Source organism: Amycolatopsis sp. lyj-84, assembly GCF_046549075.1.
In the GTDB taxonomy this organism is placed as follows: Bacteria; Actinomycetota; Actinomycetes; order Mycobacteriales; family Pseudonocardiaceae; genus Amycolatopsis.
This window is the reverse complement of sequence record NZ_JAJPWO010000021.1, coordinates 41,148-52,525: the sequence shown is the minus strand read 5'-3', so window position 1 is coordinate 52,525 and position 11,378 is coordinate 41,148. Positions and strand designations below refer to the sequence as shown.

The following is an 11,378-nucleotide window of genomic DNA, read 5'->3' as shown; positions in this document are numbered from 1 at the left end:
CTACTCCTTGCTCGTCGGGGAGGGCAGGACGGCGCGCAGTGCCTCGACCCCGCGGGCGGTCTGGCTTTTGACGGTGCCTTCGGCGATGCCGAGCAACGAGGCGACTTCGGCGACCGAAAGGTCTTCGAGGAAGCGAAGGACGACCATCGCGCGCTGGCGCGGTGTCAGGCCGCTGAGCACCCGTTCGAGGTCGATCCGGTCGTGGCTGTCGTAGCCCGGTGGCGCGGCCTGGTCGGGAGGCGCCGAGGTCACCAGCTCCCGGCCGTGTTTCCGCCTTCGGGAAAGGAAGAGGTTGAGCAGGATCCGGCGCGCGTAGGCGTCGACCGTGTCCGGCCTGATCCGCCGCCAACGCCGGTACAGCTGGATGAACGTGGCCTGCACCAGGTCTTCGGCGCCGTGCCAGTCGCCGCACATGCCGAACGCCAGTCGCCGGAATCGTTGTACGCGGGCCGCGAAGTACTCACTGAAGTCGGCGTCTCTCGTTTGTCCCACACCGGTCACCTCCCCCTCGTCTCACTCTCTCTAGTCCGGAAGGCGTCCGAAAGGTTCAAGTGATTCCGCGACGGGGGAGCAAGGGACCTTTGCTATCGCTTCCCGGGATCGGCGAGGTGACCGATGAGCCGTGCCAGCTGCTCGCCGTAGGCCTCCACGAACTCGGCCGACTGGGGATCCTGGCCCGAGACGGCCCGGACGACGCGGGGGAACGCCAGCGTGGCACTGGCCGCGGCCATGAAGATCACCAGCAGGAACGCCGGATCGAGGTCGGCGGGGAAGTCTCCCGCGGCTTGGCGGGCCCGCACGTACTCCACCTGCCGCTCGAGGAAGCCGCGCTGGCCTTCGACGCCGATCGCGTCGGGGGCGCCGTCGGTCAGGTTCTCCCAGAGGAACAGTTTGGCGAGATCGTGGTCCCGGATCCCCGACTGGACGAAGAACCGGATCGACTCCGCGAACGGCATGTCGTGCTCGGAGGCCGCGACGTAGTCGTCGTACATCGTCGCGGTCAGCGCGTTGTAGAGGCCTTCCTTGCCGCCGAAGTAGTACGAGATCAGCTGTTTGTTCACGCCCGCCCTCGCGGCGATCTCGCTGACTCGTGCCGCGGCGTAGCCCTTCGCGCCGAACTCGCTTTTCGCCGCCTCCAAGAGCTGTGCCTTGGTGCGCTCGGGGTCGCGCTGGCGTTCGACGGGGGCGCGACGAGGACTGCGCGGGGCGGCTTCGGACATGGGGTCACCTTAGCCGCTGACTCGTTCAAACGTTTGGTTGACTTTATTATCCGTCCGGTTGATAGTGGTCGGCGGAGAGAGGAGATCCCATGACCACGAGAATCGCGATCATCGGCGGCGGTACGGGTGGGCTCTGCCTGGCGCACGGGCTGCGCAAGGCGGGGGCCGACGTGTCCGTCCACGAGCGCAGCCGCACCAGGACCGAGCGGCTGCAGGGCTATCGCGTGCACATCAATCCGCAGGGCTCGGCCGCACTGCACGAATGCCTGCCACCCGAACTCTGGGAACGGTTCCTGGCGACGACCGGCACCACGGGCGGCGAGTTCAGCTTCGTGACCGAACGGTTGAAAGACCTGATGGTGATCGACAGTGAACTGACCTGGAGCCCGGATCCCGCGTCGAACCACCATTCGGTCAGCCGGATCAGCCTGCATCAGGTGCTGTCCGACGGGCTCGACGGAGTTCTGCACCACGGCAAGGAGTTCGTCGGCTACCGCCGTGAAGGGGAGGTGGTCGTCTGCGAATTCGCCGACGGGAGCACCGTCGAGGCCGATCTGGTCATCGGCGCGGACGGGGCCAATTCCCGGGTGCGCAAACAGTTCCTTCCCGAAGCTGAACGGATCGACACTGGGATCGTCGCGATCGCGGGCAAGCATCCGCTGACCGCCGAGACCCGGGAACGCCTGCCCGTCAGGCTCACCGACGGCCCGAGTCTGGTGATGCCGCGCACCGGGGCGGGACTGTTCAGCGCGCCGCACGAGCTGGACGGCACCGCGTCGGTCAATGACGAGACCGCGAGTTACGACCCCGTCCTGTTCGACAACACGTCGAGCTACATCATGTGGGCTTTCGCCGCGGACAACCGGCGATACCCGGACGGTGTGTCCTCATGGGACGGTGAAGCCCTGCGAGCTCTCGTGCTCGACCTGATCGACGGCTGGGATCCCGCGTTCAAGGAACTGGTCGCCGGCTCGCCCGCGGGCTCGGTGTCCCGGTTGCCGGTCTTCACGTCGAAGCCCGTCGCGCCGTGGCCGACGAGCAACATCACCTTGCTCGGCGACGCGATCCACAGCATGACGCCGTTCCGCGGTATCGGCGCGAACACCGCGCTCCGGGACGCGCGCCTGTTGTGCCGCAACCTCGTCGCCGCGCGCGAGACCGGCGACGTGCGCACCGCGGTCGCCGACTACGAGCGGCAGATGCGGGACTACGGCTTCGCGGCGGTGCGCGATTCGGAACGCAGCGCGCGCCAGTTCGTGTCGGAGAACCGGGTGAGCCGCGCGATGGCACGGGGGATGTTCCGCTTCTTCCAAGCCGTCCCTCCGTTGAAGCGCAAGGCCTTCAGTGATCAGGGCACCTCATAGCCTGGCGGGAGTGGAGATGCCCAGCAGGGACAAACCCAGCGCCAGCGTCTTCGCGGTGAGTTCGGCCAGCAGCAGGCGCGAATCGCGGAGGCCGGGTCCTTCCGCGCCCAGCACCGGGCACTGTTCGTAGAACCGCGAGAACACGACAGCGGTTTCGTAGAGGTACGTGCACAGCTTGTGGGGGAGATACCCGGTGGTCGCGGCGCCGATCGCCTCGGGAAAGCGGGCCAAGGCGAGCGCCAGCGCCCGCTCGGCGGGATGACCGAGCAGGATCCGCGCACCGGCGAGATCCTGATCCGCCTTCGCCAGCACGGAACGGATCCGCGCGTGGGCGTACTGCAGATAGACCGAGGTGTTCCCGTTCTTGGAGAGCATCCGCTCCCAGGAGAAGACGTAGTCACGCTCGCGATCGCCGGAAAGATCGGCGTACTTGATCGCGCCGATCCCGATCGCCCTGGCGACCTCTTCCCTGACCCCGGGGGAGAGGTCGCCCCGGCCTTCGAGCACTTCGGCGGCATGGGAAACCGCTTCGGCGAGCAGATCGGAAAGCCGGACCGACTCGCCGGCCCGGGTCTTCATGGCCCGGCCGTCTTCTCCCAGCACCGAGCCGAACCCGAGGTGCTCGGCCCGGTGCTCCTCGCGGAGCCATCCGGCGGCCCGGCAGACGGCGAACACCATCGCGAAGTGCTGTGCCTGCGGTGCGCCGACCACGTAGAGCAGATCGGCGACCTCCCGCTGTTCCGTCCAGTACCGCAGGGTCGCGAGATCGGTGGCCGCGTAGCCGTAACCGCCGTCGCGCTTGCGCACGATGAGCGGCAGCGGATCGCCTTCCCGGTTGCGGAAGCCGTCAGGGAAGACGCAGACGGCGCCGTCACTGATCTCGGTCAGCCCGGCGGCGGTCAGGTCGTCCACGACCGCGGCGAGAAACGGGTTGTAGAAGCTCTCGCCGTAAACGTCCTCACTCGACAGGCCGATCCCGAGGAGTTCGTAGACCTGGGTGAAATGCCTTGTCGACTCGTCGACCAGATGCCGCCACAACGACAAGGTCTCTTCGTCACCGCTTTGCAGGAGGACCACACGCTCCCGCGACCGGGTCGCGAAGTCTTCGTCCGCCTCGAATTTCGACCGGGCGGCCCGATAGAAGCCGTTGAGGTCTCCGATCGTGTACGGACCCTCCGGGCGCTCGTCGAGCAGATGCTCGATCAGCATGCCGAACGGAGTGCCCCAGTCGCCGAGATGGTTGTGCGGGATGACGTCGTGGCCCGCGAACCGCAGCAGCCGCGCGATGGCGTCACCGATGACCGTGGGCCGGAGATGTCCGGCGTGCATCTCCTTCGCCACGTTCGGGCTGCTGTAGTCGATGGCGATCCGCCGCGGTCGCGGCGTCGCCACGGCGCCCAGCCGCGGGTCACCGTTGAGCGCGGTCGTCCGGTCTTCCAGCCAGGACGAGCGCAGCGTGAAGTTGAGGAAGCCCGGCCCCGCGATCTCCGGCGGCTCGGCGAGATCGGCGACATCCAGGTGCAGCGCGATGTCGGCGGCGATCTCCCTCGGCGGCTTGCCGAGCCTTTTGCCGAGGCTCATCGCGAGATCGCACTGGTAGTCGACCCCGCTCCGCGCGGAGACCCGGACCAGTACGGCAGGCGGCTCGATGTCGGTGACGTGGCGAAGGGCCTCCACCACGCGTCGCGCCAATTCCTCGCTCACATCGCCGAACAACACGGTGTCCCTCCTTCACGCTCGTCGTAGGAGCGCGAGGGTAGCCACCAGCCGCGTCGTGGGCGACGGAGTTTTCAGCGCAGGTCGCTGCCCTTGGTCTCCGGCAGGGTCCGGATGACGAAGAACGCGATCGCCGCTCCGGCGGCCACGTACCAGAAGAACAGCGTCGACAAGCCGGCGTCGGACAGCGCGGTGAGCACCAGGGGAGCGGTACCGCCGAACAGCGCGACGGTCAGGTTGTACCAGGCGCCGATGCCCAGACCGCGCAGCTCGGTGGGGAACAGCTCGCTCATGATCGCGGGTGCGATCGACGTCATCGCCGTGTACAGGCAGAGTCCGACGCAGAACACGACCAGCAGTCCCGGCAGCCCCGGCCTGACCAAAGTGGACAGTGGGACGATGAGGATCGCGGTCGCCGCCGCCCAGACGAGCAGCTGCGGTTTGCGGCCGAAGCGGTCCGACAGCGCGCCCATCGGGTATTGGAGCGCGACGAACAACGCCGTGGCGATCGACAACGCGAGGAACACGTCGACGTCGTCGGCCTTGCGGGTCTTGACCGCGAACGAGGTCAGGGCACTGAAGAACGTGTAGTAGCAGAGGGTCGACAGCATCGAGAAGCCCACGAGCTGCACGACGGCGCGCGGGTGCTCGCGCAGAGTGGTGCGCAGCGGGCGCTCCACCCGGCGCGCGGTGGATTTCGTCTCTTCGAAGATCTCGGTTTCGACGAGGCTGCGCCGGAGCCACAAGCCGATGATGCCGAGAACTCCGCCGAGCAGGAACGGGATCCGCCAGCCGTACGCGGTCAGGTCCGCTTTGGACATCGTCCGCGCGAGCACGAAACCGAGGATCGAGGCGATCAGCACGGCGGAACCGGTCGAGATGTAGAAGAAGGCGGAGTACCGCCCGCGACGGGAAGGCGGCGCGATCTCACCCAAGTACGCCGAAGCGTTGGAGACCTCGCCGCCGAGTGACAGTCCCTGCGCCACCCTCGCCAGCAGCAACAGGATCGGGGCCAGCCAGCCGACCTGATCGAAAGTCGGCAGGAGCCCGATGGCCACCGAACCGCCCGCCATCAGCACGATGGTCAGGATCATCGCCGGCTTCCGGCCCCTGATGTCGGCGAAGCGGCCGAGCAACATGCCGCCGAGTGGCCGGAAGAAGAACGCCAGCGCGTACGTGGCGAAGGTGTTGATCAACGCCAGGGCTTCGTTGCCCTTCGGGAAGAACTCGCTGGCGAAGTAGATGCTGAAGGTCGCGTAGATGGTCCAGTCGAACCACTCGAGCGCGTTCCCGACACTGGCGGCGAACAGTTTCTTCACCGGGAGCCGATGCCCCAGCCGCTCCGTCGTTGCGTCCGCCATCGGTACCTCCGTACTCGCGCGTGGACGGAACCTTGCCAGAAAGTCCCCGTGCGGGAAAGAACCTGTCGAATGCCGGGATCGGTTCGTGGTCGCAGGGGTGTCTTCCGGCTTACGGCTCCTGGGTCACGAGGTGCTGGCGAGAGCGAACGGCAAGACGGCACGGGCCCCGGCCTGGCGCAGCAGGCGTGCGGACAGGGTCACCGTCCAACCGGTGTCGATCAGGTCGTCGACCAGCAGGATCGGGCCTTCGGCCGCGGCGACCCTGGCGGCGAGTTCCTCGGGAAGGCTGAGCCGCTTCCACAGGTCGGCCAGTCGTTGCGCGCTGTTCGCCTGACGCGGAGGCGGCCCCGCGGAGGTGATGGCGCCCAGATACTCCAGCCGTCCGATCGAGGCCAGCTTCGTCGCCAGACTGTGGACCAGCTGAGGCCGCGTGGCGGACGGCACTTCCACCACCGCGACCGGGCGCGCCGTCCACTGCCAGCCCTTGAGTACCTCGATACAGGCCTGGAAGACCGCATCGGGGAGTTCGGCGTCCGCCGCGGACGGGCCGACGAGTTCACGCAGCCGGGTGCCCCAGCCGACGTCGGTCACCCGGCCGACGACCTGGCCGGTTTCGGCCTGCTCTCCCGCGGGCAGCCGTCCGGACAACGGGACGTCCAGTCCGGCCATCCCGGTCGGCCACATCTTCCGGGGCGCGACCTCGACACCCGGGCGGCGCAGCCGTTGCCGGGTGGCGTCGACGACGTCATCCGAAATCGTGGTGTCCCAATGCTTTCCGGTGCAGTTGTCGCACCGCCCGCAAGGCGTCGCCTCCGGATCGTCCAGCTGCTTTCGCAGGTACTCCATCCGGCAGCCGGTGGTTTCGAGGTAGGCGAGCATGGCGTTCTGCTCGTTGGTCCGTGCCGCGCTCACGCGCGCGTAGCGTTCCTTGTCGTAGCGCCACTCTTCGCCGGTGCCTTCCCAGCCGCCCTTCACCCGGCGGACGGCGCCGTCGACGTCCAGCACCTTGAGGACCATCTCCAGCCGCGAACGGGAAAGCTCGACGAACGGTTCGAGTGCGGGTGTCGACAGTGGACGGTCCGCGTACGCCAGTGCGTTGAGCACCTGCGTCACCCGTAGTTCGTCCGGGAACGCCAGCGAGCCGAAGTACGCCCAGATGTCCTTGTCCTCGTGGCCGGGCAACAGGATCACCTCGGCGCGATCGACGCCACGTCCGGCACGGCCGACCTGCTGGTAGTACGCGATCGGCGAGGACGGGGCGCCGAGGTGGACGACGAATCCCAGGTCCGGCTTGTCGAATCCCATGCCCAGTGCCGAAGTGGCGACCAGTGCCTTGACATTGTTGTTCAGCAGATCGTCTTCGGCCGCCTGCCGGTCCGCCGGATCGGTCTTGCCGGTGTACGCGGCGACGGGGTAACCGCGTTCCGTCAGCAGTCCCGCCACATCGTGCGCGGCCGCGACGGTGAGCGTGTAGATGATCCCGGAGCCCGGCAGTTCTTCCAGATGTTCGGCCAGCCAGGCGAGCCGCGCTTGCGAAGTCGGCAGCTTGGCCACCGACAGGTGGAGGCTTTCGCGGTCCAGGGTCCCGCGCAGGACGAGGGTGCCGCCCCCGTTGCCGATGCCGAGTTGCTCGGCGACGTCGGTCGCCACCCGGTCGTTCGCGGTCGCGGTGGTGGCGAGCACCGGGACCCCCTCGGGCAGGTCCTTCAGCAGTGTCCGCAGCCGCCGGTAGTCCGGCCGGAAGTCGTGGCCCCAGTCCGAGATGCAGTGCGCCTCGTCGACCACGAGCAGACCGGCGCTCGCGGTCAGCTTCGGCAGGACGGTGTCGCGGAAGTCGGGGTTGTTCAGCCGTTCCGGGCTGACCAGGAGGACGTCGACCTCGCCGGCCGCGATCGCGGCCTGGACCTGATCCCACTCCTGCGGGTTCGCGGAGTTCATCGTCACCGCGCGGATGCCCGCTCTCGCGGCCGCGGAGATCTGGTTGCGCATCAGCGCCAGGAGCGGCGAGATGATCACGGTCGGGCCTTCGCCGCGTTCCCTCAGCAACGCCGTCGCCAGGAAGTACACCGCCGACTTCCCCCAGCCGGTGCGCTGGACGACGAGCGCGCGACGGCGGTGCGCGACCAGCGCCTCGATCGCCGTCCACTGGTCTTCGCGCAGCCGGGCGCCATCGCCCGCCAATGCCCGGAGGAGGGTCTCGGCGCGGTCCCGGAGAGTCGATGTGTCCACGTCCCCACCTCTACCCCATGCCACCGACGAAGTCGCGATCGGCATGTCGTGAACGGACCGTTCATCCATGGAACCGAGGGTAATGTGATCCAGATCACCCACTGTCGGTGGGTCCGGCGACCCGAGCGGGGAGCCTCGTGCGGTGTATAGGCTCACGACCCATGTCACCACGCAGGATCGGGGTCATGGGCGGCACCTTCGACCCCGTGCACCACGGACACCTCGTCGCGGCCAGTGAGGTCCAGTCCCGGTTCGCGCTCGACGAGGTCATCTTCGTGCCCACCGGCCAGCCGTGGCAGAAGTCCGACAGGGTCGTCACCCGGGCCGAAGACCGCTACCTGATGACCGTGATAGCGACGGCGTCCAACCCCGTGTTCTCGGTCAGCCGGGTCGACATCGACCGCGTCGGGCAGACCTACACCGTCGACACGCTGCGCGATCTGCGCGCGGAATACCCGGACGACCAGCTGTTCTTCATCACCGGTGCGGACGCGCTCGAACAGATCCTCACCTGGCGCAACGCCGACGAGCTGTTCGATCTGGCGCATTTCATCGGGGTCACCAGGCCCGGCTACCGGCTCAATTCGCAGCATCTGCCGAGCGGCAAGGTGAGCCTGGTCGAGGTGACCGCGATGGCGATCTCGTCCACCGCCTGCCGCGAACGGGTCGAAGGCGGGGAACCCGTCTGGTACCTCGTCCCCGACGGTGTGGTGCGCTACATCGCCAAAAAGGACCTCTATCGCAAGGACCGCCGTGGCTGACCGGGTACTCTCGTCGGGCGCACCTGCGAGTAAAGCCATCTTTTGAGGAGAACTGTGACAGCCACGTCCGAGGCACGAGAGCTGGCCGTAGCGGCCGCCCATGCGGCGGCGGACAAGAAGGCGAGCGACGTGGTCGTGCTGGACGTGTCCGACCAGCTGGTCATCACCGACGCCTTCGTGATCGCGTCCGCGCCCAACGAGCGACTGGTCGGCGCGATCGTCGACAACGTCGAGGAGCAGCTGCGGCTCGGCGGGCACAAGCCGGTCCGCCGCGAAGGCGCCCGCGAAGGCCGCTGGGTCCTGCTGGACTACGTCGACGTCGTCATCCACGTCCAGCACCAGGAGGAGCGTTCCTTCTACGGTCTCGAGCGGCTCTGGAAGGACTGCCCTCGTATCGAGGTCGCCGGTCTCACCATGCCGGATCAGGAGGACCCCGCCGACGCGCAAGGCGCCTCGTGAGTCCGCGGCGCCTGGTGCTCTGGCGCCACGGCGAGACCGACTACAACGCGGCGGGCCGGATGCAAGGGCATCTGGACTCCGCGCTGACGCCGGTCGGCTGGAACCAGGCCAGGTTCGCCGTACCCGCGCTCGCCCGGTTTTCACCCGACCTGGTGATCGCTTCGGATCTTCGCCGCGCGACCGACACGGCCACCGTGCTCACGGAGGCCATCGGTGTCCCCCTGCGGATCGACAAGCGCCTGCGGGAAACCCACCTGGGTGAATGGCAGGGCTTCACCGGCCAGCAGGTCGACGAGGCGTACCCCGGGGAACGCGCACGCTGGCGGGTCGACGCGACCTGGGCGCCGCCGGGCGGCGAGTCGCGGGTGGACGTCGCGGAACGCGCGTTGGAGGTCGTCGCGGATCTGGACCAGGCCAATTCCGACGCCGGCGACGCCGTCCTGCTGGCCACGCACGGCGGCCTGATCATCGCGCTGACCGCGAAGCTGCTCGGCCTGCCGGTCCCGTCCTGGCCGTCGCTGGGCGGGATCGCGAACTGCCACTGGGTCGAGCTGACCCGGCGTGACGGCAACTGGCGCTTGGCCGCCTACAACGCGGGAATCACCGGCTGATCCATGGCCCCGCGCCTCTTGGTGTTCGGCGATTCCCTCAGCTTCCACGGCCCGGACGGCCCGCTCGCCGCCGACGACGCGCGCCTGTGGCCCAATATCGCCGCCGAAGCGCTCGGTGGCGATGCGGACCTCGTCGCCGGGTTCGGCTGGAACGCCCGTGACGCCTGGTGGTCCCTGACCGGCGATCCTCGGGTCTGGGCCGACCTCCACCACGTCGACGCCGTGGTGCTGGCCATCGGAAGCATGGACACCCTGCCTTCGCCGTTGCCCACCTACCTGCGGACCGGGCTGCGCTACCTGCGACCCGACCAGCTGCGGCGGGTGGTGCGCAAGACGTATCTGGCCGCCCAGCCCCGGCTCGCCGTCGCCTTCCGGGGACGTCCGGCCGTCCTCCCGGCGAAGCTGACCGTCCGCTATCTCGACGAGGCCGTCGAAGCCCTGCGGGTGCTGCGACCGGACCTGCCGATCTTCGGCATGCTGCCGTCCGTGCACCGGTCCGACTCGTACGGCCGCGTCCACACCGCCCGTTCCGGTGCCGCCGCGGCCATGGCCGCTTGGGGGCGCCGCGCGGACGTCCCGCTTCTCGATCTCGCGGCCGTCGTCGGCGATCACGTGCTGAGCGGCCGGGGCAATCCGGACGGGATGCACTGGGGCTGGGAAGGGCACGCTGCCGTCGGCGCGGAAATGGCCCGCCTGATGGCCCCGGTGCTGCGCCCCGCGGCAACGTAGGCTGACTGCCGTGTCGGTCGCCGTAGTCACGGATTCCACCGCCCACCTGCCGGAAGGCTTCGCCGAACGGAACGGGATCCGGGTGGTCCCGTTGCACGTCCTCGTGGACGGAGTCGTGTTCCTCGACGGCGTCGAAATGGGCCCCGCGGCCCTGGCCGAAGCGCTCGGCAAACGCAGCATGGTGACGACGTCCCGGCCGACCCCCGCCGAGTTCGTCAAGGAGTTCCGCGCGGCCCTGGCCGAAGGCGCGGACGCCGTCGTGTCGGTCCATCTGTCCCGTGAGTTGTCCGGGACCTGGGAAGCGGCGGTGCTCGCGGCCCAGGAGGTCGGGCCGGACAAGGTGCGCGTCGTCGATTCGCGCAGCACCGCGATGGGACTCGGTTTCGCCGCCCTGCGAGCGGCGAGCGCCGCCGCGGACGGGGCCGATCCGGCCGAGGTGGAGGCCGCCGCGGTCGACGCGGTGAGCCGTTCGGAGACCTTGTTCGCCGTCGAGACCCTCGAATACCTGCGCCGTGGCGGCCGGATCGGCCCGGCGGCGGCCTTGCTCGGCACGGCGCTCGCGGTGAAACCGGTGCTCCACATGTCCGAGGGCAAGATCCAGCCGCTGGAAAAGGTGCGGACGATGAATCGCGCGGTGGCGCGACTGGTCGAACTCGCCGTGAAAGCGGCAGACGGCGGACTCGCCGACATCGCCGTCCACCACCTGGCCTCGCCGGAACGCGCCGTCGAACTGGCCAACCGGCTGGAAGAGTCCATCGACTGCCCGGAGGGGTGCGTGGTGTCGGAGATCGGCGCCGTCATCGGGGCCCACACCGGTCCCGGCGTGCTCGGTGTCGTGATCCAGCGGGCGGGTTAGGGAAACCCGCCACCATCCCACACGGCCCCGACGGAAACCGGTGATCCGGTCCCGCCCGGGGCCGGGTTGTCC

11 protein-coding genes are annotated in these 11,378 nt (G+C 68.7%); 6 read left to right on the top strand and 5 right to left on the bottom strand.

What is annotated here, in order from left to right; translation table 11 throughout:
- Both ACLJRM_RS40730 and ACLJRM_RS40725 read right to left on the bottom strand, forming a co-directional pair.
- Positions 1-492: a SigE family RNA polymerase sigma factor gene (locus ACLJRM_RS40730; RefSeq protein ID WP_101613009.1), complete on the bottom strand. Its 492-nt coding sequence runs from the start codon at positions 490-492 to the stop codon at positions 1-3.
- A 92-nt stretch (positions 493-584) separates the two neighbouring features.
- On the bottom strand, positions 585-1,220 hold the full coding sequence (locus ACLJRM_RS40725) for a TetR/AcrR family transcriptional regulator (RefSeq protein WP_410666093.1): 636 nt from the start codon (positions 1,218-1,220) through the stop codon (positions 585-587).
- 89 nt (positions 1,221-1,309) lie between these two features.
- Here ACLJRM_RS40725 and ACLJRM_RS40720 point away from each other — a divergent pair, with 89 nt between their 5' ends.
- Positions 1,310-2,584 carry an FAD-dependent oxidoreductase gene (locus ACLJRM_RS40720; protein WP_410666092.1) on the top strand — a complete coding sequence of 425 codons (1,275 nt, stop codon included), beginning with the start codon at positions 1,310-1,312 and terminating at the stop codon, positions 2,582-2,584.
- Here the strand turns inward: ACLJRM_RS40720 and argS are convergent.
- The 3 genes from argS to ACLJRM_RS40705 form a co-directional block, all read right to left on the bottom strand.
- Positions 2,579-4,303: an arginine--tRNA ligase gene (gene argS, locus ACLJRM_RS40715; RefSeq protein WP_410666091.1), complete on the bottom strand. Its 1,725-nt coding sequence runs from the start codon at positions 4,301-4,303 to the stop codon at positions 2,579-2,581. The genes ACLJRM_RS40720 and argS overlap by 6 nt on opposite strands.
- Before the next feature lie 71 nt (positions 4,304-4,374).
- Positions 4,375-5,661, bottom strand: a complete 1,287-nt coding sequence (locus ACLJRM_RS40710) for an MFS transporter (RefSeq protein ID WP_410666090.1) — start codon at positions 5,659-5,661, stop codon at positions 4,375-4,377.
- Between the two features lie 123 nt (positions 5,662-5,784).
- A complete protein-coding gene (locus ACLJRM_RS40705) occupies positions 5,785-7,890 on the bottom strand; it encodes a RecQ family ATP-dependent DNA helicase (protein WP_101606013.1) in 2,106 nt (701 codons plus the stop codon).
- A gap of 161 nt (positions 7,891-8,051) precedes the next feature.
- Here ACLJRM_RS40705 and nadD point away from each other — a divergent pair, with 161 nt between their 5' ends.
- The 5 genes from nadD to ACLJRM_RS40680 are packed head-to-tail and all read left to right on the top strand — an operon-like array spanning position 8,052 to position 11,306.
- Positions 8,052-8,651 carry a nicotinate-nucleotide adenylyltransferase gene (gene nadD, locus ACLJRM_RS40700; RefSeq protein WP_076166208.1) on the top strand — a complete coding sequence of 200 codons (600 nt, stop codon included), beginning with the start codon at positions 8,052-8,054 and terminating at the stop codon, positions 8,649-8,651.
- A 54-nt stretch (positions 8,652-8,705) separates the two neighbouring features.
- Positions 8,706-9,110 (top strand): ribosome silencing factor, encoded by a 405-nt coding sequence (gene rsfS, locus ACLJRM_RS40695; protein WP_101606014.1) that lies wholly within the window; start codon positions 8,706-8,708, stop codon positions 9,108-9,110.
- Complete coding sequence (locus ACLJRM_RS40690) at positions 9,107-9,721, top strand: histidine phosphatase family protein (protein ID WP_101606015.1); 615 nt, start codon at positions 9,107-9,109, stop codon at positions 9,719-9,721. Before rsfS ends, ACLJRM_RS40690 begins: the two co-directional genes overlap by 4 nt.
- A gap of 3 nt (positions 9,722-9,724) precedes the next feature.
- Positions 9,725-10,450, top strand: a complete 726-nt coding sequence (gene octT / locus ACLJRM_RS40685) for a diglucosylglycerate octanoyltransferase (RefSeq protein ID WP_101606016.1) — start codon at positions 9,725-9,727, stop codon at positions 10,448-10,450.
- 10 nt (positions 10,451-10,460) lie between these two features.
- Positions 10,461-11,306, top strand: coding sequence for a DegV family protein (locus ACLJRM_RS40680; RefSeq protein WP_101606017.1), 846 nt, complete (start codon positions 10,461-10,463; stop codon positions 11,304-11,306).
- Positions 11,307-11,378 lie beyond the last annotated feature (72 nt).

Bases quoted from the DNA above. Each gene is read 5' to 3' on its own strand.
- ACLJRM_RS40725 (WP_410666093.1), bottom strand. From the start codon at position 1,220: ATGTCCGAAGCCGCCCCGCGCAGTCCTCGTCGCGCCCCCGTCGAACGC.
- ACLJRM_RS40720 (WP_410666092.1), top strand. From the start codon at position 1,310: ATGACCACGAGAATCGCGATCATCGGCGGCGGTACGGGTGGGCTCTGC.
- ACLJRM_RS40710 (WP_410666090.1), bottom strand. From the start codon at position 5,661: ATGGCGGACGCAACGACGGAGCGGCTGGGGCATCGGCTCCCGGTGAAG.
- nadD (WP_076166208.1), top strand. From the start codon at position 8,052: ATGTCACCACGCAGGATCGGGGTCATGGGCGGCACCTTCGACCCCGTG.
- octT (WP_101606016.1), top strand. From the start codon at position 9,725: ATGGCCCCGCGCCTCTTGGTGTTCGGCGATTCCCTCAGCTTCCACGGC.